Source organism: Acinetobacter sp. F9 (genome assembly GCF_019195275.1).
GTDB lineage: Bacteria > Pseudomonadota > Gammaproteobacteria > Pseudomonadales > Moraxellaceae > Acinetobacter > Acinetobacter pseudolwoffii.
Genome location: NZ_CP078068.1, coordinates 171,879 through 196,242, shown reverse-complemented (window position 1 = coordinate 196,242; position 24,364 = coordinate 171,879). Strand labels below are relative to the sequence as shown.

General features: G+C 42.5%; 24 protein-coding genes and 1 tRNA gene. 14 read left to right on the top strand and 11 right to left on the bottom strand.

The window, feature by feature from the left end; translation table 11 throughout:
* Nucleotides 1–147: 147 nt before the first annotated feature.
* Entirely contained in the window at nt 148–1,212 is a 1,065-nt protein-coding gene (locus KT990_RS00900; RefSeq protein WP_218208968.1) for a flavin reductase family protein, read from the top strand.
* Between the two features lie 14 nt (nt 1,213–1,226).
* Nucleotides 1,227–2,321 carry a fatty acid desaturase family protein gene (locus tag KT990_RS00895; RefSeq protein ID WP_005096627.1) on the top strand — a complete coding sequence of 365 codons (1,095 nt, stop codon included), beginning with the start codon at nt 1,227–1,229 and terminating at the stop codon, nt 2,319–2,321.
* Nucleotides 2,322–2,514: 193 nt separating this feature from the next.
* Here KT990_RS00895 and KT990_RS00890 read toward each other — a convergent pair whose 3' ends face one another.
* Together KT990_RS00890 and KT990_RS00885 are read right to left on the bottom strand one after the other, a co-directional pair.
* Nucleotides 2,515–3,168, bottom strand: a complete 654-nt coding sequence (locus KT990_RS00890; protein WP_005096629.1) for an HAD family hydrolase — start codon at nt 3,166–3,168, stop codon at nt 2,515–2,517.
* Complete coding sequence (locus KT990_RS00885; protein WP_005096631.1) at nt 3,135–4,343, bottom strand: DUF1615 family protein; 1,209 nt, start codon at nt 4,341–4,343, stop codon at nt 3,135–3,137. Before KT990_RS00885 ends, KT990_RS00890 begins: the two co-directional genes overlap by 34 nt.
* Nucleotides 4,344–4,423: 80 nt before the next feature.
* Here KT990_RS00885 and dusB point away from each other — a divergent pair, with 80 nt between their 5' ends.
* Together dusB and KT990_RS00875 are read left to right on the top strand one after the other, a co-directional pair.
* A complete protein-coding gene (gene dusB, locus KT990_RS00880; protein ID WP_100328724.1) occupies nt 4,424–5,449 on the top strand; it encodes a tRNA dihydrouridine synthase DusB in 1,026 nt (341 codons plus the stop codon).
* 248 nt (nt 5,450–5,697) lie between these two features.
* Nucleotides 5,698–6,375 (top strand): hypothetical protein, encoded by a 678-nt coding sequence (locus tag KT990_RS00875; RefSeq protein WP_005171321.1) that lies wholly within the window; start codon nt 5,698–5,700, stop codon nt 6,373–6,375.
* Nucleotides 6,376–6,430: 55 nt separating this feature from the next.
* Here the strand turns inward: KT990_RS00875 and KT990_RS00870 are convergent, their stop codons facing one another.
* Nucleotides 6,431–7,474, bottom strand: a complete 1,044-nt coding sequence (locus KT990_RS00870; RefSeq protein ID WP_180000366.1) for an NAD(P)H-dependent flavin oxidoreductase — start codon at nt 7,472–7,474, stop codon at nt 6,431–6,433.
* Between the two features lie 206 nt (nt 7,475–7,680).
* On the opposite strand from KT990_RS00870, the gene KT990_RS00865 reads away from it, so the two are divergent.
* The 3 genes from KT990_RS00865 to KT990_RS00855 all read left to right on the top strand — a co-directional run bounded on the left by KT990_RS00865 (nt 7,681) and on the right by KT990_RS00855 (nt 10,290).
* Nucleotides 7,681–8,940, top strand: a complete 1,260-nt coding sequence (locus KT990_RS00865; RefSeq protein WP_218208967.1) for a putative DNA modification/repair radical SAM protein — start codon at nt 7,681–7,683, stop codon at nt 8,938–8,940.
* Nucleotides 8,940–9,719: a TIGR03915 family putative DNA repair protein gene (locus tag KT990_RS00860; RefSeq protein ID WP_005096637.1), complete on the top strand. Its 780-nt coding sequence runs from the start codon at nt 8,940–8,942 to the stop codon at nt 9,717–9,719. Before KT990_RS00865 ends, KT990_RS00860 begins: the two co-directional genes overlap by 1 nt.
* Before the next feature lie 61 nt (nt 9,720–9,780).
* Nucleotides 9,781–10,290, top strand: coding sequence for a hypothetical protein (locus KT990_RS00855; RefSeq protein WP_005096639.1), 510 nt, complete (start codon nt 9,781–9,783; stop codon nt 10,288–10,290).
* 52 nt (nt 10,291–10,342) lie between these two features.
* Here KT990_RS00855 and KT990_RS00850 read toward each other — a convergent pair whose 3' ends face one another.
* The 3 genes from KT990_RS00850 to metK all read right to left on the bottom strand — a co-directional run bounded on the left by KT990_RS00850 (nt 10,343) and on the right by metK (nt 13,766).
* Nucleotides 10,343–11,554, bottom strand: coding sequence for a YeeE/YedE family protein (locus KT990_RS00850; RefSeq protein ID WP_074382887.1), 1,212 nt, complete (start codon nt 11,552–11,554; stop codon nt 10,343–10,345).
* Between the two features lie 347 nt (nt 11,555–11,901).
* Nucleotides 11,902–12,246, bottom strand: coding sequence for a hypothetical protein (locus KT990_RS00845; RefSeq protein WP_005096643.1), 345 nt, complete (start codon nt 12,244–12,246; stop codon nt 11,902–11,904).
* 353 nt (nt 12,247–12,599) lie between these two features.
* Entirely contained in the window at nt 12,600–13,766 is a 1,167-nt protein-coding gene (gene metK / locus KT990_RS00840; protein WP_005096646.1) for a methionine adenosyltransferase, read from the bottom strand.
* Nucleotides 13,767–14,240: 474 nt separating this feature from the next.
* Between metK and KT990_RS00835 the strand changes: the two genes are divergently transcribed.
* The 5 genes from KT990_RS00835 (at nt 14,241) to KT990_RS00815 (ending at nt 18,765) form a co-directional block, all read left to right on the top strand.
* On the top strand, nt 14,241–14,624 hold the full coding sequence (locus KT990_RS00835; protein ID WP_035337922.1) for a pilin: 384 nt from the start codon (nt 14,241–14,243) through the stop codon (nt 14,622–14,624).
* A gap of 452 nt (nt 14,625–15,076) precedes the next feature.
* A complete protein-coding gene (gene tkt, locus KT990_RS00830) occupies nt 15,077–17,065 on the top strand; it encodes a transketolase (RefSeq protein ID WP_074382885.1) in 1,989 nt (662 codons plus the stop codon).
* A gap of 135 nt (nt 17,066–17,200) precedes the next feature.
* Nucleotides 17,201–17,416, top strand: coding sequence for a hypothetical protein (locus KT990_RS00825; protein WP_005096650.1), 216 nt, complete (start codon nt 17,201–17,203; stop codon nt 17,414–17,416).
* A gap of 174 nt (nt 17,417–17,590) precedes the next feature.
* Nucleotides 17,591–18,046 carry a GNAT family N-acetyltransferase gene (locus KT990_RS00820; RefSeq protein WP_005096652.1) on the top strand — a complete coding sequence of 152 codons (456 nt, stop codon included), beginning with the start codon at nt 17,591–17,593 and terminating at the stop codon, nt 18,044–18,046.
* Nucleotides 18,047–18,174: 128 nt separating this feature from the next.
* Nucleotides 18,175–18,765 carry a YceI family protein gene (locus tag KT990_RS00815; RefSeq protein WP_218208966.1) on the top strand — a complete coding sequence of 197 codons (591 nt, stop codon included), beginning with the start codon at nt 18,175–18,177 and terminating at the stop codon, nt 18,763–18,765.
* A gap of 71 nt (nt 18,766–18,836) precedes the next feature.
* Here the strand turns inward: KT990_RS00815 and KT990_RS00810 are convergent, their stop codons facing one another.
* Nucleotides 18,837–19,469, bottom strand: a complete 633-nt coding sequence (locus KT990_RS00810) for a threonine export protein RhtC (RefSeq protein ID WP_005096656.1) — start codon at nt 19,467–19,469, stop codon at nt 18,837–18,839.
* Between the two features lie 49 nt (nt 19,470–19,518).
* Nucleotides 19,519–20,238, bottom strand: coding sequence for a glutamine amidotransferase (locus KT990_RS00805; protein WP_074383170.1), 720 nt, complete (start codon nt 20,236–20,238; stop codon nt 19,519–19,521).
* Nucleotides 20,239–20,465: 227 nt separating this feature from the next.
* Here KT990_RS00805 and yfcF point away from each other — a divergent pair, with 227 nt between their 5' ends.
* Together yfcF and KT990_RS00795 are read left to right on the top strand one after the other, a co-directional pair.
* Nucleotides 20,466–21,101, top strand: a complete 636-nt coding sequence (gene yfcF, locus KT990_RS00800; RefSeq protein ID WP_218208965.1) for a glutathione transferase — start codon at nt 20,466–20,468, stop codon at nt 21,099–21,101.
* A 135-nt stretch (nt 21,102–21,236) separates the two neighbouring features.
* A complete protein-coding gene (locus tag KT990_RS00795; protein ID WP_218208964.1) occupies nt 21,237–22,154 on the top strand; it encodes a cation diffusion facilitator family transporter in 918 nt (305 codons plus the stop codon).
* Nucleotides 22,155–22,181: 27 nt separating this feature from the next.
* On the opposite strand, the gene KT990_RS00790 is transcribed toward KT990_RS00795, so the two are convergent.
* The 3 genes from KT990_RS00790 to KT990_RS00780 all read right to left on the bottom strand — a co-directional run bounded on the left by KT990_RS00790 (nt 22,182) and on the right by KT990_RS00780 (nt 24,307).
* Nucleotides 22,182–23,162 carry a fatty acid desaturase family protein gene (locus tag KT990_RS00790; RefSeq protein WP_218208963.1) on the bottom strand — a complete coding sequence of 327 codons (981 nt, stop codon included), beginning with the start codon at nt 23,160–23,162 and terminating at the stop codon, nt 22,182–22,184.
* A gap of 91 nt (nt 23,163–23,253) precedes the next feature.
* Nucleotides 23,254–24,042, bottom strand: a complete 789-nt coding sequence (locus KT990_RS00785; RefSeq protein WP_218208962.1) for a PaaX family transcriptional regulator C-terminal domain-containing protein — start codon at nt 24,040–24,042, stop codon at nt 23,254–23,256.
* Nucleotides 24,043–24,231: 189 nt separating this feature from the next.
* Nucleotides 24,232–24,307: transfer RNA gene (locus tag KT990_RS00780), tRNA-Gly, on the bottom strand.
* Nucleotides 24,308–24,364: the final 57 nt, after the last annotated feature.

Below are 24,364 nucleotides of genomic sequence, written 5' to 3'. Positions count from 1 at the left end.
CTCGTTCATCAATAGGTTCATGCATGAATCGTTTGATTATAACCGAGCACGACAGGCTTGTGAAATGAATGGAAACAATACACATGTATATACAAATATATATACATGTGTATAATAATTCAAAACCTCAAGATGATGTCGATAACGATGCATGTACTCCAAAAACTTAAAATGCCGTTGAATGCACTGTCTGACAGTGTCGTCGATCAGCATGCGATTAATTTCTGGATTCAGAAACTCAATCCGATATGGTCGTTGAATCAGCCATTGGGCAAGATTGTGCACAAGGAAAATGCTGCACGGGATATGCTGAGTCTGAAAATTCAAGTGAATCGTTTATTTAAGTTTGGTAAAGCGGGGCAACACCATCCGGTCTATGTGGTGGTGAAGGGCATCCGTTATGAACGTAGCTATAGTTTGACCCATGTAGATGCCCAGCATGTGTTATTGACTGTGAAAAAAGTCCATGCCGGTAAAGTCAGCACCTGGTTTGCAGAGCAGGCGCAAGTGGGTGATGTCATCGAATTTGGTCAGCCTTATGGCGATATGACTGTGCCTCAGCAGGCGAGTCCACTGATCTTGCTTGCAGCAGGCAGCGGGATTACCCCAATGCTGAGCATGCTGGAAAGCCTGAGCAAAAAGGGTGAATTATCAACACCAGTGAGCTTGTGGTACTGGGTTAAAAAACATCAAGATGCAGCATTTAAAGCACGTTTCGAAGAACTTGCTCAGAAACATGCAAATTTCTCATTTCATGTTTATGCCACGCAAGAACAAGCTGCGGCAGCTCGTCTGAATGAAACTTATCTGACAGATTTGCAAAATCTGGAAAATAGCACGGTCTATTGCTGCGGCCCGTCAGGTTTTGTATCGACTGCAGAGCAGCTGTTTGCTTCAGCCAAAGAGTTTAAGGGTGAAGCCTTTAGCATGAGTCTGGCGGATCAATCCGATATCGGCTTTATTAATGTCACCCTGACTCAGTCGAAAAAAATTGTCAGTATTCCAAAAGGCCAGTCCATTTTGGTGAGTCTGGAACAACAAAATATCAAACCGACACATGGTTGCCGTATGGGCATTTGTAATAAATGCGCCTGCAATAAAGTGGAAGGTTCGACCAAGAATTTGGTAAACGGCGCACGAAATACTGAGCCAGGTAATCTGCTCAAAATTTGTGTTAACTCAGCGCAGACTGATCTAGTCATCGACCTATAAGCGAGTTTTATCCTATGAATATGCCAGTAAAATTTCAATATTTTAAAAATCCTAAAAACCGTGAATTATCACAAGTAGAACTCGATGAACTTGCACGTGAACTTGATGCGATCAAGCAAGAAGTGCTGGATGATTTAGGTGAAAAAGACGCGAAATATATCCGTCGTGTCTATTCAACCATCCGTTATTCATCAATTGCCGGTCGTGCGCTATTGTTTGCAGGCTGGTTCCCACCAGCATGGTTGCTAGGCACAGGTCTATTAGGCTTTGCCAAAATCATGGAAAACATGGAACTGGGTCACAATGTCATGCATGGTCAGTATGACTGGATGAATGATCCTAAAATGAATGGTCAGACCTATGAATGGGATATCGTAGGTACTTCGGATAACTGGCGTCAAACCCATAACTTTAAACATCATACTTATACCAATATTAAAGGTATGGATGATGATATCGGTTATGGTCTATTGCGTCTGTTCCCAGAACAGCGCTGGAAACCGGGTTATTTATTACAACCGATTTATGCGGTGCCATTCTGTTTGCTGTTCCAGTGGGGCGTGGCCATTCAGAACCTTGAATTGGGTAAATATTTCAAAGGTCGCAAAAGCAAAGAGCAGACCAAAGAAGAATGGCGCCCAATGCAGAACAAAATCGGTAAACAATTGTTTAAAGATTATGTGTTCTTTCCATTGATTGCAGGTCCTGCTGCTTTGCCAGTTTTGACGGGTAATATGGTGGCCAATGGTCTGCGTAATATCTGGACGTTCAGTATTATTTTCTGTGGCCACTTTACCAAAGATGTAGAGGTGTTCCCGAAATCGGTACTGCAAAATGAGAGCCGTGGTCACTGGTATATGCGCCAGATTCGTGGTTCATCTAACCTGACCGGTTCTGAAGCATTCCATATCTTGACGGGTCATTTAAGTCACCAGATTGAACATCATCTGTATCCTGATGTGCCTGCCCGTCGTTACCGCCAAATGGCGCCAAAAGTTCAGGCGGTGTGTGAAAAATATGGTTTGAACTACAACAATGCCAGTCTGGTAAAACAGTATGGCAGCGTAATCAAACGTATTGTGAAATATGCATTTCCGTTTAAGAAATAATATTTCTTAAAGCTAAAAACCACCTTATTTGAGGTGGTTTTTTTATGGATGAAGCTTATATTTAAACAAAAAAGTCTGGATGATTCAGTCATCAGATCTGCCTTAAAAGTATCATTGAGCGACAACTCATCTGTCATTTAAGTGCTTGTTAAAGATTATTATGGCGTATCAATAAAGCGGAAATTTTAAAGCCCTAATATGTCATTGAATCGGATGGTAGATTAATTTTTGGCAATTGCTGATCTTGTCCTTCCAGATAGCGTTGATGTGCCAAACTCAGCATTTCCTGATCTTCTTCGCTGTTACCATAGGCATAAATTTCAGCATAATCTTCCAGACGATATTTTTCTAAAATTCTCAGTTTCTTCTGCGCATTACTACAATCTGGAGTCTGATAAAATCCTGTTATTTTTCCAGCTTTGATTTCAACTTCGCTACACAGTAAATCGATATTTAAATAGGTACAGACCGGTTTCAAGTATAAATCCAGTGATGCTGAAACCAGCGCGATCTCATGACCCAGTTGCTGATGTTGCCGAAGTTGCTGCAACAGTTTTGGATTAAACTTAAAGACCAGCTGCTGGGCATAGTCCTGCGCCAGTTGTAAAATTTCTTCTGCATCGCTGTCCTTAAACATGTTGCCATACAATTTTGGACGCATCGCATGGGCAGGGTACAGCTTCAGATAATAGGCCTGAATCCAGGGCAGGAGACGAATGCCGCGTCTTAAAATATGCCGTTTTTTCAAGGCATAGAAAATGAACCCGGTAAAACTGTCGTCTGTATACAGGGTGCCATCAAAATCAAATAAGGCTAGAGTTTTAGGTGTTTGATTTTGCGCATGCATGTTTGATATCGACCATCGACACGGGTGGCAAACCAGTTGGTATTGTAATCACGACTCAGTTTTGGTCCAGAAATGACCACTTCCGGCATGATTGCATACATCGGATCTTTGCCTGTTTTTTCCTGATAGAGCTTGCTGATCCCACGATAGGTCATGGTATCTTCAAAATCTTTCTCTTTTTCTTTCTTTAAATCGGCGCGGATTTGACGTTCGGTAATAATAAAATTATTTTTCGCAAATACACTAATCAGCTCACGCTCGGATTGACTCTTCTGCGAACGGATCGCGCCATCTTTGTTATAGAGTAATAAATCGCCATCCAGATCGAGTTCAGCTTCAGTTAAATCATTGAGCATGCTCTGAAAAGCGGCATTCCGGCTGGAATACATGCCCGAGTTATAGTCTGCAAAACGGTAGATCGGTTTGTCATAATCTGCAGGATACATCATTAGACGATGAATCCCGTAATATAGGCCGCCATATTGCGTATAGACATCGGAGCGTAAGGCTGCGATGTTGCCACCTTGACGTTTATATTCCTTGACATAACTAATATGCACTTGCATTGAACCCAAAGTGGTAATCGGATTCATTTTCTCGCCAATGTTCTGGCCGACCAGTTTTGCAGCACCGGTCAGTGCGCTGACATGGTAATGCTTCGACATATAGTCAAATATTTCACGATATAACTCATCTAATTCGCGTTCGGTTTTTACCCGGCGCATCTGGCTTAAATAGTTATCTTCTGGGCTTGGATGGTTCTTGAGTACTTCCTGGAAATATCCCGCAACTGTTCCACCGATTGCTTGTCCGAGTTTATCTTTAAATTTTTCTTCAAGACGATCCTGAACTTCTTTAACCGCTTTTTCTCCCAGACCTGGTACTGTAGGGTCTGCCACAAAATTGGATTCCTGATCGACCACGGCCACAATCGTGCAGACATTTTCCTTGGTTTGAGGAATACCCAGCTGTTCGGTGATGTCGTAAATATCTTGTGCCCAGGACTCACGCTGATTTACCCGACTCGGAATTGCTTTACGAATATGTTCAACTTCAAGTGTCGGTTCATCATCTTTTGACCACCATGAGCCATTGCCACAGCCGGCAAGACCCAGAGAAAGTGCAAGTACAGACAATGACTTAACAGAAAAACAATCAGCAAAAGTTTTATTCATGGTGTGGTAAATTAATTGAAAAGATGAGCGAATAAGGCAGATGCAGTATACTATGCCCATCAAAAAAGTGATGAATTTATATGTATATTGGTCCATATCAACTGTCCAACAATTTGATTGTCGCCCCGATGGCAGGTGTGACTGACCGTCCGTTTAGAACCTTGTGCAAGTATTTTGGTGCAGGTCATGCGGTCAGTGAAATGATGACCTCAGACAAAACTTTGCGTATGAGCAAAAAAAGTCTCTACCGTGCCAATTTTGATGGGGAGCTGGCACCTATCTCAGCCCAGATTGCCGGTTCAGATCCACAAGATCTGGCTGAGGCTGCGCGTTATCAGGTGGCCAATGGTGCACAAATTGTTGATATTAATATGGGCTGTCCAGCCAAAAAGGTCTGCAATCGATTAGCCGGTTCAGCCTTGCTACAGGATGAAGATTTAGTTGCCCGTATCTTGGATACCGTCGTGGCTGCGGTCGATGTGCCGGTAACTTTAAAAACCCGTCTGGGGTATTTAAATGGTCATGAAAATATCATGCGGGTGGCAAAACGTGCGGAAGATGCCGGAATTGCGGCGCTGGCTTTACATGGCCGTACCCGTGAAGATATGTATTTAAATACCGCCCGCTATTCACTCATTAAAGATGTAAAAGACATGTTGAATATTCCCGTGATTGCCAACGGAGATATCGACAGTCCTGAAAAAGCCAAATATGTACTGGATTATACCGGTGCAGATGCCATCATGATCGGACGTGCAGCACAAGGTCGTCCCTGGATTTTTCGTGAAATTGCCCATTATTTAAAAACTGGCCAATATCTGGATGCGCCGAGTATTACAGAAGTTAAGGATGTTCTATTGGGACATTTGGCTGAGCTATATGAGTTTTATGGCGAGTATTCCGGTTGCCGAATTTCCCGGAAACATATTGCCTGGTATACCAAAGGTCTGCGTTCAAGCAACGAGTTTCGTCAGGGCATGTATCAGGTAGAAAATACAGCTGATCAATATCGTGTAGTAGAAGATTATTTTAATACTTTACTTGAACATGGCTCAACCATGAGTGATGTTCAGGTCGAACAGGTCAATTTATTAGAGACCAAATGATGGCAGGCTAGTAGGAGGTAATCAAGAAATATGTTTTGTGTAGAAATACTACCTTTTTTATCTTGAGCGCGTCGATTTTAGCACGCTGTTTACACTTAAGCCGGTCAAATACATAGCACAACATTTTGTTGACTTAAACCGGACAGGACTTGGACATTGCTTACTTAAACTTGTTCTATGATGGATTCATCTAATATGAACAGGAGGTGATCCTTCTTGTTTGTAGTCATCACCAAGGGAGATCTGTAATGACAAATACCAATCGTCCAGTCACAGAATTTAGCCATAAAACGTCAACGGAATTGCCACAAGAACGCAGCGAAGGCTTAAATATAGATCCTACTGATGCCAATGCACGTCCGGATTTAAATACTCCTGAAAAAGATAATCCGAATGTGCCAGATATGAATGAAGGCAAAGATAATCTGGCCGCGACCGGTGCGGGTACAGTAGGTGGTGCTGCTGTAGGGGCCGTTGCAGGTCTGGTCGGTGGTCCTCCAGGTGCAGTGGTGGGCGGCATTATCGGTGGTGTGGTTGGTGGCATTGCCGGTAATGATATTGCAACATCAGATCGCCAAAAACAGGCAGATAACTACCAGCATCCAGAAGTTCGAAGTGAGGCAGATAATTATCAGCATCCTGACCAGTTGATTGCCGAAGATAATTACTGGCGCGATGAGTATCATAATCGCCCGTATTTTAATGAAACGCGGAATAGCTACAGCGATCTAGATTATGATCGTGACTATCGCGGCGCTTATCGCGTAGGTTATGAAAACCGTGCCATGTATGATCGTGATACAGATTTTGACCATGCGGAACCTGAACTACGGACCAAGTGGGAACAGGTGAAAGGTGAATCCCGCTTAAATTGGGAAGAAGCCAAGTTTGCAGTCAAAGATGCCTGGCATCGACTTACCCGCTAAGTCCGACTGAATAAAAAACCTCTCTAATTAGAGAGGTTTTTTATGCTGATAAATTTTAGAGATGTTTCATTTCCAGCACCAGCTGATTGATCAGATCAGACGCTTCCATTTCACGAATTTGTGCCACATTTGAGCCTGCCCAGAACGCGCCATAACCCTGATCGTCTTGTTTGGCTGCAGCAGCATGTAATTGCTTGGCCAGATCATAGGTATAAGGATAAGCCGGCACATCCAGACGATCGGGTGTGTCGACATCCATATGCCAGTGGTTGATGATTCCGCGAGCAGGGCGACCGGAAATACTGGCACTGACTTGAGTGAGTGGCTTGGAAAGCAGGGCTTTACGATAAGCCTCGTTGGCATTGGACGATTTGCACTGTACAAATGCAGTGCCAAGTTGCACGGCATCGGCACCGAAATCCAGCATTTGTCTTGCCTGTTGGCCGTCCATAATCCCGCCTGCCGCTACAATCGGCAGGGAACAATGCTGTTTGATCAGTTTCACCAGATTAGAGGTTTTGACCGAAGCATCGAATTTGGTACTGAAAATTCCACGATGACCGCCGGCTTCAATGCCTTGGGCAATAATAATATCAATTCCGGCAGCTTCGATGGCTTTGGCTTCGGCAAAATTGGTCGCAGAAACCATGGTTAAAATTCCTGCCTGTTTTAAGGCTTGAATCTGATGCGGATGCGGAATGCCAAAATGAAAACTGACCGCCCGTGGTTTGGTTTCCAGCACCAGATTCAGGAAGTCATCATTGTCTTTAAAGCTCGGATAAATACAGTTTAAATGCTCGGGTGGCTGCGCCCCATATTCAATAAATTTATTTTTAAACTGTGCGATCCATGCCTGCGCGACAGCTTCATCTAGGGGCACACTGTCATGACAGAAAAAATTCACCTGAAAAGGGCAGTCTGTCAATTCTTGAGTTTTTAAAATCTGTTGTCGTGCTGCCTCGATACTGCTGGCTCCCAAACCGAGTGAACCCAAGCCGCCTTGATTGGACACTTCAGCTGCAAGTTCAGCTGTAGAGACACCTGCCATCGGCGCCAAGAAAATAGGATGTTTAATTCCGAGATTTTCTAATAAAGACATAGATTTGCTCCTTGTTATGTTTTTACTTTGCCCTTGAGTTCAAAATTAAGCAAATCATATTGGTTATTTTATTTTGAAATACTTAAACTTTGCTTAGCTGTCATTTACATTTCTCACGACACGCTATGTCGCTAGCCAGGCAGATTAACTATAGCGCTGCAATTGAAGACTTTATAATAGCATTTTGGTCAAATCTTTCTGAGCTCATGTCTGATCGTATCCGTGAAAAACTGCAAATTTTAGCCGATGCTGCCAAGTATGATGTGTCCTGTTCATCCAGTGGAAGCAATCGTAAAAATAAAGACAAAGGGGTAGGAAATACCGGCAATGGTATTTGTCATAGCTATACCGAAGATGGCCGCTGCGTTTCCTTGCTGAAAATTCTATTTTCCAATGTCTGTATTTTTGATTGCTCTTATTGTGTTTCGCGCCGTTCCAATGACGTCAAGCGAGCAGCATTTACCGTGCAGGAAGTGGTGGATTTGACCATGAACTTTTACCGCCGTAATTATATTGAAGGTCTGTTTTTAAGCTCGGGCATTTTCAAATCTGCGGATCACACCATGGAGCGGATGCTACAGGTGGTGAAAAAACTGCGACTAGAAGAAAACTTTAATGGCTATATTCATTTGAAAACCATTCCGGGTGCATCTCAGGAAATCATTACCGAAGCCGGACTATACGTAGACCGCATGAGTATTAATCTGGAAATGCCGACTGAAGCCGGATTACAGAAGTTTGCGCCTGAAAAAACCCATGCCGAAGTACAAAAAGATTTGGGGATTGTGCGGGATCGACTGATCCAGCTCAAAGATGAACGCAAATTGATTAAAACGGTGCCAAAATTTGTACCTGCCGGACAAACCACACAGATGGTGGTAGGCGCACATAGCGAAACTGACCAAGACATTATTTTAATGGCCGATCGGCATTACAAGGAATTTAAGCTGAAACGGGTGTATTTTTCCGGCTATATTCCGATTAACCCTGAAGAAAAAGCCTTACCGGCTGTTGGTTCAGCGCCGCCTTTGTTAAGAGAAAACCGTCTATATCAATCCGACTGGTTAATGCGTTTTTATGAATTTTCTGCCGATGAAATTGTCGATGACCAGCATCCGAATCTGGATCTGGATATTGATCCCAAACTCAGCTGGGCCTTGCGACATCCTGAAGCTTTTCCAGTTGATATTAACCATGCCGACTATAAAATAATTTTGCGTGTACCGGGTATTGGGGTACGTTCGGCCAAAAAAATTGTACAGGCACGCCGTTTTGGTCAGATTCATATCGATCAGCTAAAACGCATGGGTGTGGCATATAACCGCGCACAGCATTTTATCCGCTGTGCTGATACGCCAAAATTTAAGAAAGATCAGCAATCGCATCAGATCCGTCAGCAAATTTTACAGTCTGGCCAATCTAAATATCAGCAGCAGCTTTCACCACAGCTTGGACTGGCATTCTGATGGCCTGTTACTGTTTTGATGGCAGCATGACCGGCTTGCTCAGTTGTGTATTTCGGGCTTTTGAGTTTAAGGAACTGAATGCCCGCATCACTGCCAATCCACAAGCACAAAATGGCCTGTTTGATGAATTTATTTATGTTAGCTCTAATGATGAGCATGGACAGCGGGTCTGGCAGGGGCTCAAGCAAAAAGTCTCCTCCAGCAGCTTGCGTACTTTTTACTATACTTTTCTGTCGGAACAAGAAGCAGCGTTTCAGATTCTATTTGATTTCGCGGTTTATGTATTTAAAAACCAGCGACCTGTCGATAAAGATTATGGTCATCATGCAGTTATCGGTATGTCGCAATGGGCCAAGCAAGTCGGACGGGAAAAGCACCGTATGGAGGCTTTTGTACGCTTTAAAAAGGCCAAGGATGGACTATTCCTGAGTCTGGTTAAGCCGGACTTTAATGTTCTACCGATTATTTCCCGACATTTTCAGGAGCGCTATCAGGATCAATCCTGGCTGATTTATGATGAGCTGCGCAATTACGGGATTTATTATGATTTAGAGCAGGTACATCAGGTCGAGATGAATGCTGAAGCAATCGATCCGCAAATCCAGATTGGGCACAGTCAGTCATTCAGTATCGAACTGGATGATGATGAATGGCTGTATGATCAGCTCTGGAAAGATTATTTTAATAGTGTGAATATTCAGACACGTAACAATATGAAACTGCATATTCAATATGTACCGAAACGCTACTGGCGTTATATGAATGAGAAAACACTTTAAACAGTACATCTGGCATCTTTCAGGCATAATAAGCGTTTATATTTAGATTGAGTGCATAGATATGAAGGTATGGCTAACGTCATTGGCGCTGCTCATTGGATTAACAGCATGCTCGAAAGAGCCACAAAAACCGGTCGTCGATCCAGTCAAATATCAGGTTCAGACAGCGCAGGAATTGCAGCAACGTTTTGATGCACTCAATAGCCAATTGGCTCAGGATTTTCAGAAATTTAAAAAACTAGAAAGTATTGCTTTCTCACACCAGTTTCCTTTAGATGTGAATAATCTGCAAACTTTAAACCGTCATTTGGTCAGCAGTACGGCATTAAAACCAAGTAAAATTGCCTATTGCGATATGATGAATGCTTATTTTGCCGATATGTATCGTTTGGGGCATTATAATCTGGAACTGGTCGATGACATCCAATTGCCGAATGCTGCCAATGAAAATCTAAAAGACAATTTTTCGAATGCCGATCACTTCTATACTTTTATTCTGGATCGCTATACCACTTATCGTCAGGTTCAGCAGACCATGGGTTATGGTTGTAATTTAAAAGCCGCGCTTTAAATCTTAAAGATAAAAAAGCCCATCATTAAGATGGGCTTTTTAATTTAAATGATTAACAACCTGTAATTTTTTCAGCTTGTGGTTTTTCTTCCGGGAAGAAGATTGGACGAAGTTTCACCCCAATACCATTACCGATAAAGGCAAACACCAGCCATAACCAGCCATGTAAACTGCCTGAAGCGATGCCACTGAAATACGCACCAATATTACAGCCATAAGCCAGGCGTGCACCATAGCCGAGCATGATGCCACCGACAACAGCAGCAATGAGCGAGCGTTTCGGAATGTTGAAATTCGGGGCAAACTTACCTGCCAGACTGGCTGCCAGCAAAGCACCGAGCATGATGCCAAAGTTCATCATCGAGGTAATATCAAACCACAACGACTCTGTAAGTGCTTTGGCATTGCCAGCTTTCTGCCAATAATCCCATGCAGTTACATCAACACCCACTAAAGTGGCGCCTTTTGCACCCCAAACTGCCAGGGCAGAAGTCACGCCCCAAGGACGACCTGCAAGTGCCAACGTCGCAAAGTTGAGCAGGGTCAGAATAATCCCGCCCCAAATCAGAGGCCATGGACCACGAATAAAGCGTTTCCAGCCTTGATGCTCACTGCTTGGTTCTACTTCCAGACGACCATGACGTTTCTTTTCGAAATAAACAGTCGCCGCAGCAATCAGTGCAAAAATAACAAAGCTCAGCAGTAATCCAGGCATCACCCCTAAACTCTGTACCAGAGAAATAGGTTCCAGATGCGGCAGGGCAAACCACCAGTCTAAGTGTGAGGTTGCAATCACAGAGCCGATACAGAAGAACAAGAGTGTTACCAGCATACGTGCACTACCACCACCCACGGTATACAGCGTACCCGATGCACAACCGCCACCGAGCTGCATGCCGATGCCGAAAATAAAGGCACCAATCATGACTGACATGGAAACAGGACTGACGTTACCTGTGACCGGGTTGCCAAACAATTCACCCGCACCTAAAGCGGGGAAGAATAACAATACTGCTAGAGCGAGCATAATCATTTGTGCACGCAGACCACGACCGCGACGTTCCTTGATAAAGACGCGCCAACTCGAGGTAAAACCAAATGAGGCATGGTACAGGGTCATGCCTAGCGCACCACCGATTAAAAATAACAGAGCCTGATTTAAGCCAACGATCTGATAGGCACCGATTGTACCGATTACAAGTAAAATAAAAGCCACCCAGACCGAAATATTCGACCGTTGGGAAGCAGCAGCAATGACTGACATGGGAGATTAAATTTTAAAAATAAAGGCTGGTATTCTACTGAATTTCAGCTTAAATGCAGCCCATTTTGGCCAATGAGTGAGTATTAAGTCATTCTTATAGTTGATAAGTTTTATCACTTTATCTGATTTGTGGGAGTGAATTATAAAAATAAATCTAATGGAACATCTCATTATTCTGTAATTCTCTACACTTAAGCAGCTTAAATAAATTGCAGATTTAATCGTATGGTTTTATGCCGATAGATCAGTATCGAGCATTTTTGAGTTTCTGGATTTTCAAATGAAGTACATAAAAAAGCCTGCAAATTGAATCGCAGGCTTTTTAAGCATTAAACTGAGAGCTAAAATCAGTTTTCAGCTTTTTCTCGAACATTGCCAGCACCTTCTTCAACCGCAGCTGCAGTGGCCGCAGTGGCTTTTCGTGCTGCTTCAGCAGTAGCATCTGCTGCTCGAGACGTTGCAGCAGCAGCTTCGTCAGCTGCTTGAGCTGTATTTTCCGCTGCATTATCCAAGGCTCTTTCAGTGTCTACCGCAGCTTCACGGCTTGCATCTTGCATATCATGACCGGCTTGATCTGCTGCATTTTCTAAATGCTCACCTGTCGTTGCCCCGGTTTCAGGTGCTTTATCTTTGTTACAGCCGACCAAGGCAACAGTTGCCACTAAACCTAAAGCAATCATTAATTTATTCATCGAGTAATATCCCTTGTTGTTGTATAGCTGCCAACTAATTTAACAGTCATTTCTTAAAGTTTATGCTAGAAAATAGATCAAAATTTGTTGATTAACTGTAACTTTTTTCAATACTTATGCTGCTTTAACTCGCTCAGGACTTATTTAATAAGTTGTTTTAAGTGTATTAAATGAGTCAGATCCAGAAACTAAAAAATTTCTAATTTAATAAGCATTCAAGGATGATGGAAATGAACGGGGTATATTATTAATCTTGCGATTTAAGTTGTCAGTCGTGTAAAAAAGATGATTTTAAGCAATAAAATCCCAGTCATAAAAAAAGCCCGCAGGGTGCGGGCTTTTTAAAGAGAAAATTAGAGACCAGCAGAGGCTTTAAGCGCTTCCACTTTGTCGGTTTTTTCCCAAGTAAAGGCCGTATCAGAGCCTTCACGGCCAAAATGACCATAAGCCGCAGTCTGCTTATACATTGGCTGAATCAGATCCAGCATGCGGGTAATGCCATATGGGCGTAGGTCAAAGTGCTCACGAACCAAGGCAATAATCAATTCTTCAGATACTTTTGCAGTATTAAAAGTGTTGATTGAAATTGAAGTAGGTTCAGCAACACCAATCGCATAAGACACCTGGATTTCACACTTGTCTGCAAGACCAGCCGCAACGATATTTTTTGCTACATAACGCCCTGCATAGGCAGCAGAACGGTCAACCTTAGATGGATCTTTACCAGAGAAAGCACCACCGCCATGACGCGCCATACCACCGTAGGTATCTACGATAATTTTACGACCAGTCAAACCACAGTCACCGACAGGGCCGCCAATCACGAACATACCCGTTGGGTTGATGTGGAATTTGGTCTCTGCATGGAACATATCGGCAGGAATGATTTTCTTCACGATTTCTTCAATCACAGCTTCTTTAAGATTGGCTTGTGAAATTTCAGGATCGTGTTGAGTCGACAAAACCACAGCATCTAAACGAACAGGTTTGCCATTTTCATAAGCAAAGGTCACTTGGCTTTTCGCATCTGGGCGTAACCAAGGCAAAGTTCCATTACGACGAAGCTCTGCTTGTTTTTCCATTAAGCGATGTGCATAGGTAATTGGCGCAGGCATTAAAACGTCAGTTTCACGGCTGGCATAACCAAACATCAAACCTTGGTCGCCGGCACCTTGATCTTCAGGTTTCTGACGGTCTACACCCTGAGCAATTTCAGGTGACTGTTTGCCAATCATGTTGATTACGGCACAGGTCGAACCATCGAAACCCAGATCAGAATGGTGATAACCAATACCGTTCACGGTATGGCGTACTACCGCTTCAAAATCGATATTGGCCGTCGTTGTGATTTCACCGGCAAGTACAACCGCACCTGTTTTTACAAGCGTTTCACAAGCAACCCGTGCATAAGGGTCTTCTTTTAAGATTGCATCCAAAATAGCGTCACTGATTTGGTCAGCCATTTTATCTGGATGGCCTTCGCTTACAGATTCCGAAGTAAATACAGCGTACTCGCGCATAGTCCTATCACAGTTAATTTTAAAGACCCGATATGTTACATCGAGTTGCGCTCTAGGACTAGCTTAACACGACAAAATTGGTCGAAATTGTTTCAAATTATTGTGTTTTTAATTGATTAATAGAATTAAAAAAATTGATATGTCGATTTAACCGTCATTGCTGATTTGGCAAGGAGCGACAAATTAATCCGGATTTTCCCCAGATGTAGCAAAATTAAACAGTTATATTCTCGAATAAATTTTAAAAGATCGTTGATTGGAAAAATATAAAGCTAAAATCTGAGCAATTTTCAGGAAAGTGATCATTACATTAATACGCTCGCATGTGATTCAACATGATTCGACTAGCTGTATTGTGGTTGCATCGGCTTCTCTGCATATTAGGCCTAAGGTTTCACTACTGGCCGGTTAAGCATGGCCAAGATTCTTTTTGTATGGGCTTCTTGAAGTAAGGCTGTACGGAGATAAGTCATGATGTATCAAAAGGCATTTACCTTAATTGAGGTGATGATTGTACTGACGATGATAGCGATTTTAGCCACCATGGCGTTTATGAGCTATCAGGGCTATGTGGTACGTGCTCAACTGGCTGAAGTGTTTGAGCAGGCTGGCACATATCGAACTCAGTTCATTGCCTCAGGTCAGCATTGTGATGCTGGACGCGAGATTGGGGGGAATACACGATATATCGAAAAAGTGGTGATTAATGCAACATGCCGAATTGAGTTTAAGCTGCGACAGCAAGGCCTAGATGCAGCGATTCGGGGTAAATCAATTGCATTTGATGTCTATACGGGAAAATGCTTCTCGACTGATATTTATCAGCGCTATTTACCTAAAAGCTGCCAAGGGCGCTAAGCACGCTTGCTGCTTATGATTGAGCCTAAATAGATGTAAGCTTTTCATCTAAAAAATAAATACGTTGATCCATCTATTGATAAGAATGAATCATCAATGCTCTTCATCATCGACGAGAAAATTATATGACACATCTCTCTTTAAACGGATGGAGCCGACTTTAGATTAAAAACGAAATAACAGTCAATTCTAAAAAATGCAGGGTTGAAAAGCTCAATCAGACAACAGTATGCTAACTATCATGTCTAATAAATCCCTCGCAAAAGTGACCAGAGAAAACAGAACTAGAGAGAAAAATGTGGAATAATTACCCGATAAGGAAATACAAGACTAATAAACTGATAAATGTTGTTGCTTAGTCTTTACCCCTCGCTGTTTTTTTAAGACAATAGACCATAGTTTTGAAAGTCTTTTCATCATTTCCTATTTCTGAATATTTTGGACTCTGATTTATGACAACCCCGCTTAATGAACGTCGTATTGCAAACGCAATTCGTGTATTGGCAATGGATGCTGTGCAAAAAGCAAACTCAGGACATCCAGGTGCTCCAATGGGGATGGCAGATATCGCTGATGTGGTTTGGCGTGAATTCCTGAACCACAACCCGACCAACCCGAATTGGGCTAACCGTGACCGTTTTGTATTGTCAAATGGCCATGGCTCTATGCTTCAATATGCACTGCTTCATTTAACGGGCTACGATCTTTCGATTGAAGATCTAAAAGCATTCCGTCAACTTCATTCTAAAACACCTGGTCACCCGGAATTGGGTTATGCACCCGGGATTGAAACGACGACTGGTCCTCTAGGTCAAGGGATCGCCAATGCTGTTGGTTTTGCGCTGGCTGAAAAAACCTTAGCCGCACAATTTAATAAAGATGACCTTCAGGTTGTGGATCACTTTACTTACTGCTTCCTGGGCGATGGCTGCCTGATGGAAGGTATTTCACATGAAGTGTGTTCATTGGCAGGTACCTTAGGTCTTGGTAAGTTAATTGCCTATTATGACGACAATGGCATCTCGATTGATGGTGAAGTAGAAGGCTGGTTCTCTGACGATACCGAACAACGCTTCTTGGCTTACGGCTGGCAAGTACTTAAAGTAGATGGTCATGATAGCGAAGCGCTTCGTGCTGCAACTTTAGCAGCTAAAGCTGAAACTGCTAAGCCAACCATCATTATCTGTAAAACAGTGATTGGTTTGGGTTCACCAAACAAGCAAGGTAAAGAAGACAGCCATGGTGCGCCACTCGGGCATGATGAAATTGTCTTGACGCGTGCAGCATTAGGCTGGACTGACGAAGCATTTGTTATTCCTGAAGATGTGTATGCAGCTTGGGATGCCAAAGACAAGGGCGCTAAAACTGAAGCAGCGTGGAATGAAACATTTGCTGCCTATGCTGCAAAATATCCGACTGAAGCGGCAGAGCTAAAACGCCGTATGTCAGGTGATTTGCCAGCGGACTTCGTTGCAAAAGCAGATGCTTATATCGCTGAAGTGAATGCTAAAGCTGAAACCATCGCGACACGTAAAGCAAGCCAAAATGCATTGCAAGCACTGGTTCCATTATTGCCAGAAGTTCTAGGCGGTTCTGCTGACTTGGCTGGTTCTAACCTGACGCTGTGGAAAGGTGCGCAAGGTGTACAAGACAATGCAGCGGGTAACTACGTACATTATGGCGTGCGTGAATTCGGTATGACTGCAATCGCCAATGGTGTTGCGCTGCATGGCGGTTTCATTCCTTATGTGGCTACATTCCTGATGTTTATGGAATATGCACGTAATGCAGTACGTATGTCTGCCTTGATGAAGCAACGTGTGATTCATGTGTACACACATGACTCTATTGGTCTCGGTGAAGATGGTCCTACGCATCAGCCAATCGAGCAAATTGCATCTTTACGTGGTACACCAAACCTGAATACCTGGCGTCCATGTGACACCGTTGAAGCTGCAATTTCTTGGAAGTCTGCATTGACTCGTTCTGAGGGTCCGACAGCATTAATCTTCTCTCGTCAAAACTTAGCTTTCCAAACTCGTACTCAAACACAAATTGAGAACGCTGCGAAAGGTGGTTATGTATTGGCTGAAGAAAAAGGCGAATTAAAAGCGATTATTATTGCAACAGGTTCAGAGGTTGCTTTGGCAATGGAAGCTTATGCACAGCTTGAGGGCGTGCGTGTTGTGTCTATGCCATGTGCTGAAGAATTCATGAAGCAAGATGCAGCGTACCGTGAAGCAGTTCTTCCATCCAATATTCGTGCGCGTGTTGCGGTTGAAGCAGCACATGTAGATTACTGGTGGAAATTCGTTGGTCTAGATGGTCGCGTAATTGGTATGAGTACTTATGGTGAATCTGCACCTGCAAAAGACTTGTTCCAGCACTTTGGTATTACCACTGAAGCCGTTGTTGCAGCAGTAAAAGAAATTACTGCTTAATCAGCCCCTTAAAAGTTTAAAATGGCGTCCCAGTTTTGGGGCGTCTTTTTGTTTTTTGGTCTTTTTAGCTCTGTTTTCATGTGACAAGAGTTGAAGAGTTCTCTTGATAATTGAATGCAAAAAAGTGAGATGAACATGAGCTTGTACGAGCAAATTAGCGAAGAAATTACTCTGATGGATGCAGGCGAACAGAAATGGATCGGACAGGATCTACCTCTTGAGGCCATGATGGCGGTTGAGTTAATGCTGCAAGAACTCGCGGAAGAAAAAGTCATCAAAGTCCGTCGTAAAAACCATGAAAAGACGACTGGCCTAAAACAGGTTGATCGTATTCTGGTTGAAAAACTGTAAAGCTAAAATACTAAAAAGTCCCTGATTGGGGCTTTTTTTATGCCAGATGATTTTTGTCTGGAAGTTGCTTATCAAAACCAGATGAGATAAAGATAAGTTTATAACCCGCTATAGAACTCAGCACCCTATCGAAACGGTTTATTTTGATGAAATAGGCAAAAGAAGTTGGTAAACATGAAAATAAATTCCCAGATTCAGATCAAATCTTTAGAGCAAATATCACAGTACCAATGGCTGCCTTTATGGCAAGAATATCAGGCTTTTTATCATGCGAAGATCTGTGATGAGGTCAGTGAAAATACCTGGGCGAAATTACACAGTACTGAGCTAGATTCGATGTATGGCTTTGCCGCATTGCTTGATGAAAAAGTGGTGGGCATTGTACATGTGGTCGAGCATGACAGCAGTTGGACGCTACGACCTTATGCTTATTTGCAGGATTTATTTGTGCCTTCGCAGTATCGAGGTCAAGGTATCGCTTGCAAGTTGATTGAACACGTTTATCAGGTGGCAGAACAGCGTAATTGTGACCGCGTTTACTGGCTTACGCATGAATCAAATCGTCAGGCACAAATGCTCTATGATAAAGTGGCCAAAAAGACCGGATTTATCCAGTACCGTATGGATTAATAATAGAAATTTAAAAAATAACTTACAAATTTATCGTTTCATCGCTGCAACAAAACGTTTTATCTTTAGAGCTGTAAATATTTCTTAATTCTATACACTGAATAACATCCAAAACGAGAGATAAAAACATGAATTTCAAAACATTAGCATTAGGCTTAGCGGTTTCATCTGTAGCAACATTTTCTATTGCAAAACCAGTAACCTATACAATTGACCCGACCCATACTGCAGCCGTATTTAGCTGGGATCATTTCGGTTTTTCTACGCCATCTGGTAATTTCTCTAATATTCAGGGCAAAATCGTGGTGGACAATGAACAACCGGCAAAGTCAGCTGTGCATGTGACAATTCCAGTATCCAGTATTAATACCAACGTGACAGCTTTAGATGATCACTTAAAGAAAGCCGATTTCTTTGATGCAGCAAAATATCCAAACATCAGCTTTAAAAGTACCAAAGTAGAAACGCAGAACAAAAAGAACTTCAAAATTACTGGTGACTTAACTATTAAAGGCGTGACCAAACCTGTGGTATTGGATGCTGTTTTAAACAAACAGGCTGAACATCCAATGATGAAAGTTCCAGCAATTGGTTTCAATGCAACCACTTCATTTGACCGCTCTGCATTTGGTTTAGAAGCAAACGTACCGAGTGTGGGTGATAAAATTACTGTTCAGATTACCACTGAAGCCACTGTACCTGCGCCTACAAAGAAATAAGATTCTCTGTATGGATAGTATAAAAAAGCACCTGATTCAGGTGCTTTTTTATCGAATAAAATGACTTAGATCTAATCACGATTCAGAATCAGCAGACAGCCAAAACTGATAAAGATCCCGCCTGTAACTCCATCAATCCATTTGGCAAATTTTTGATAATAAGTCGTCATTTTCGGCATTGAAAAAATAATGGCTACAACCGTAAACCAGAGCAAACTTTCGATAAAGACCAGAGCTAAAAGAGAAGACTGTTCTGATAGTTTTGCATTAGGGCTAATCGCCAATGCAAATACACTGCTAAAGTAAATCAGGGCTTTGGGGTTGGCCATGTTAGTGAAAAAACCTTGCAGCAATAATTTAAGATACGACGGCTGAACGATAGAAAGAGCTTCTGCTTTCGAATTTGTTAACGGTAGAGGTGTCTTAAAGCTCGACTTCAACATCAAACTGCCCAGATAGAGCAGATATAATCCACCCAATAGCATTAAGACCTGCTGTAACCAGACCATTTTCTGAAATAAAAAATGCAGGCCGCCAAGTGCACAAATTGACCAGACCAGAATGCTCAATGAAATACCGAGGGCTGCACATAAAGCATGCTTTCTGGACTGCCGGATGGCACTTTGGGTGACAAAGAAAAAGTCCGGCCCTGGACTAATCAGGGCGAAAAAATGAATCACGGCAATGCCGAATAATGCGCTCATAATGTTTCTACAGTCGAGAGGAAGAGTTTAGCCTGGAATGCATCTGAGACTAGGATACGATATTTAATTGCGCCAGATATTGCTCTAGTACAGTTTGCGAGGTGGTTTCCAGTACAGGCGCAAACTGAAGATTGGCAGCGCGTAGTGCAGGAATATCAATTTTAGCCTGACTTAATTCACAGCTATGGCCAATCAGCCATTTTTCCAGACTGTCACTGGCGACTTCAGGATGGAATTGTAGTGCCAGAATATTACTGCCTATACGAAAGGCCTGATTTGCATAAAGCTCAGTACTTGCCAGTAATTCAGCCTGTTCAGGTAGGTCAAAGGTATCACCGTGCCAATGTAGCACTTCAATATTTTCCAGATTTCGCAGTGGATTATTCTCGATAGCTGCAAGACTGAGCTTAGACCAGCCCATTTCTTTGCTCTGTCCTGCATAGACTTTGGCACCAAGCGCATGCGCAATCAATTGAGCACCCAGACAGATTCCTAAAGTGGGTAAATTCTTATCCAAACGTACTTTAAGCAGGTCTATTTCTGCTTGTAAGAAAGGAAAGTTTTCTGTTTCATAAACCCCAATTGGGCCACCGAGAATTACGGTTAAACCAGGATGCTCATACGCCTTACGCAGGTCATCAATCCCGGCTTCAAAATAGCGGACACGTAGCCCCAGCTGATAAAATACATCTTCCCAAGCACCGAGGTCTTCAAAAGCGAGATGTTGGATTGCATATACAGTATCGGGGAAATGGTCCAGGTTCAGCATGGTCATTCGATCTAAAACGGGAAATATTTATTTAACGTCATTCTGTAAAAAAATAGAAGTCTTTTTAATCCCGTAATTTATGAAGCAAGATATTCTCAATCTGAATAGTGAATCCTGGTGCAGGATTCTGAACCAGCTTTGTATCATTATGCAGCTCAATTTCATTTCCCACTAGAAAGGCAGTAGAGTAGAGGTGAATATAGAATAAAAAGACTGAGGAAGAAAAAATGCACAATATCTGTCTCTATATCGATAAAAAACGTATCAGTCCCTATGTCATGTCAGTTTACGTTGCTTTAAAAGAAAAAGGCCTGAATTTTCAGGAAAAAACGGTTGATCTAGATCAACTGGAACAACAAAGCATGGCATATCGCAGAATTTGCCCCAGTAGAAAAGTCCCTTGTCTGGTGATGGATGATTTTCATTTATTTGAATCTTGGGCGATTACAGAATATCTGGAAGATGCTTTTCCAGCGCCAGATTATCCAGCTTTATACCCCAGAGAGAGTCAGGCCAGGGCAAAATGCCGTGCAGTTCAGGCTTTAGTCAAAACTGATTTTATGGCAATCCGCCAGACCATGCCTTCAGACTCAATCTTTGTTGCGCCTAAAGGACTTTTTATTGCATCAGCCGAAGTCTTGCAAGATATTCAGCGTTTATTGGCAGTCACAGAGAGCTTGCTCAGTGAATGCTGGCTGACTGAACAGTGGTCAATTGCAGATTTTGATCTGGCCTTTATGCTGCATCGCCTGCTTAGCCAGCAGATTGAACTGCCTGATAAAATTCAGGTATATATCCAGCGAAATTTCCAGCGTGCTTCAGTTCAGGCGTGGCTAACAGAAAATGAAAAGCTCAAACTTTAAGCTGCCAAAACTCATCAACTAGAGGATACAAAAAAGACTTAAATAGATAAAAATCAAGCGTAATATAAATCAGAATCGTGTGTGGAAGATGACGAGAAATAATGTCCTTGTTGCATCATTATTAAGGAGTGCGGGGTGGGGAATTCACATCATCATGAGCATAGTCATGTCACTGTGACTGCGAAAAATATCAAAAAATTATCGATTGCTCTGGCACTCACGACCAGCTTTTTAATTGTGGAAGTGATCGCCGGCTTTATGACGCAAAGTCTGGCCTTACTTTCTGATGCAGCACATATGTTTACCGATGCTGCGGCACTGGCCATTGCGCTGGCAGCCATCAAGATTGGGCAAAAACCGGCAGATAATAAACGCACTTTTGGTTATCAACGCTTTGAAATTCTGGCTGCCTTATTTAATGCCTTGATGCTCTTTATGGTGGCGATTTATATTTTATTTGAAGCCTATCAACGTTTAAGCAATCCTCCAGAAATCCAGAGTCTGGGGATGATGGTTGTGGCGAGCTTAGGGCTCATCATTAACCTGATTTCGATGAAAATTCTGGTGTCGAGTAGTCAGGAAAGTCTAAATATCAAAGGGGCTTATCTGGAGGTGCTGAGTGATGCATTGGGGTCAGTCGGCGTGATGATCGGGGCGCTGCTGATTTATTTTACTGGCTGGATGTGGGTAGATACACTGATTGCCGTATTGATCGGATTTTGGGTTTTGCCACGCACCTGGATTTTGCTCAAACAAAGTATCAATATTCTGCTGGAAGGAGTGCCAGATGAAATTGATATTGAAAAACTGCGTCATGATCTTTTAGCAATCGAAGGCGTACAAGATATTCATCAGCTTAAAGTCTGGGCGATTACTTCCAAAAAAGTCATGTTGACGGTACATCTGGTTGCACCGAATGTAGATTATCAGAAACTGCGTCATCAGGCTTTTGAAATGTTGAGCCATCAGCATCATATTACTGAAATGACTTTACAGATTGAGGCAGAAAATTGTCCACCGGAACAACGAGGGCATTCGACCCATCAGCACTGAAATATAATCATCTGAGCATCACAGGGCTTAATTGTTTTTTAGAAGTGAACGGATGACATCCAAATAACTTGGTGGAGCATCGACATACTGACGCTCTCTTAACATTTGATGTATTTTCGCCAGCTTTTGATGCGGAACAGCGGCCATTAAATGATGTTCAATATGATAGTTCACATGAATCGGTGCCACAAAAGCCCGTGCCAGATAACCTGCGCGGGTTGTACGGGTATTGCTGAGGGCAGAATAACTGGTTTCCAGACCCGCATGTTCAGCCATTGCGCGAATACGGATAAATAAAGGGAATGGTGTGATATAAGCCAAAGGCCATAGCAAATACAGCTTAGGATGGCCACTGGCCCAAAACACAGAGAAAATCGTGGCATTCGCGAGCAGCATACCGGAACTGTTTTTCAGCAGATTTTTGGCCAAATCTACCTTGCTACGATCGCCACGTGGAATAGGTTTGGGATCGTTCGACACACTCCATTCCAGAAGCTCCAAATCCATCAATACCCGACCTGCCAGAAATTTAAGTCCAGATTGCCCGTTTAAGTCGCGAAAGAATTTTCGGAATAATGAGCTTTGAGTAATGGGGAAGTTTTTCACCAGGCCTAAATCTGGGTCGTCTGGTTGAGAGGTTTTAGCATGATGTTTCAAGTGATAAGGACGATATTTGCTGACCTCATTCCAGATTGGGCGTGCACACAGCCAATCGGTCAAATGTGTATTTAGCCATTTGGTTTTAAACAGGCTATGGTGTGAGGCATCGTGCATCAAAATCGCCATGGCCAGCTGACGACCTGCCAAAATCGCCAATGCCACTGCACACATTAAAAATTTTCCCCAAATGGGCAAATATTCCCAGCTATAGGCCAATGTACCGAAGGTCATCACAATCACAGCCCAAGTTGAAGCTACAGACCAAGCACCATGTAAGTCAGAAGTCGTGGTGAGTTCTTTAATTTCTTCGCGGCTAAAAAGTTCGGTGACACTGAGCTTAGTGTTCATTGTTTTGCCTATAGCGTTCTTATCATTACTTTCAATATATTTGTCCTAAATATTACAGTCAATTTATTTTTGTGAATAAATATGAAATAAATTATACACCCTGATTGTTAAAATATTGTTGCCATAAAAATTGCCCCTGTTTTTCTATTTTACGAACCGCCAGCTCAAATTGTTGCCGAGCTTCGGCATCTATCCATTCTGCAGGAAGTAGGGGATCGGCACGTAAACTAAATAAGGCAGATTTACCAAGATAGAAGGCAGTTTTTGCTGCATCAGGTAAAGATAAGCTTTGAGAGTGATCAAACCATTGATGAATGTCTTGATTCACTTCCAGATAAGTCTGATGTAGAGCCTGAACATCCCAAAGTGCACGGACATCTATTTCCTGATCTATCTCACTGACTTGAAAAAAACGTGCATCTGGATCTAATCCAAACTGGATTGCAGCCGTTTTTAATTCGGTTAAGCTCAGCATTAAGTTGTCTGGACGAATAAAAACATTCTGCTCCATTTCCTGAAAGCCATAATAACCTAGTGCTTTTTCCCGTTTGGATAATGCAGTGCGGTCTACACGTCCCAAAGCACCGGTATAAACCAGTACATATTTTCCATTCCACGCGGTCGCCATTTGCATATTGGGATGCTTATTTAAACTGATAAAAGAAGTATCAAATTTTTTTTCTAGCAATTGATACACGCCGCGCTCTACAGCTTGAATGATATTTTCCTGATTCAATCGGGCTACAGCAACTCGCAAACTATTGTGAGAAATGCTTAATAAGTCTGCTGCACATAGCATCTGTTTAATGCTGGTAGTAGAATTTTGAGACGCATATAACAAGTCTAAAACCAGATGACGGGCATTCAATTTATAAGTCATGAAACGATATCGTAATTAAAGGAATTGAAAGTTTTGAAGTTTTTTTACAATAGCACTTTGTTGTGAATAACCCAAAAAATGTCAGGGTGAAAGAGGATGAATAAGTGATTTGAGATATGCTTTTTATTAATGAATTTTTTTAAACACAATAAAAAAGCCCTTATCTTTCGATAAGGGCTTTTCGTATTCTGGAGCGGGAAAGGAGACTCGAACTCCCGACCCCAACCTTGGCAAGGTTATGCTCTACCAACTGAGCTATTCCCGCAATGAGATGAATTATAGAGAATTCCACAGCAGTGTCAACTCTCTATAAATCTGTTTG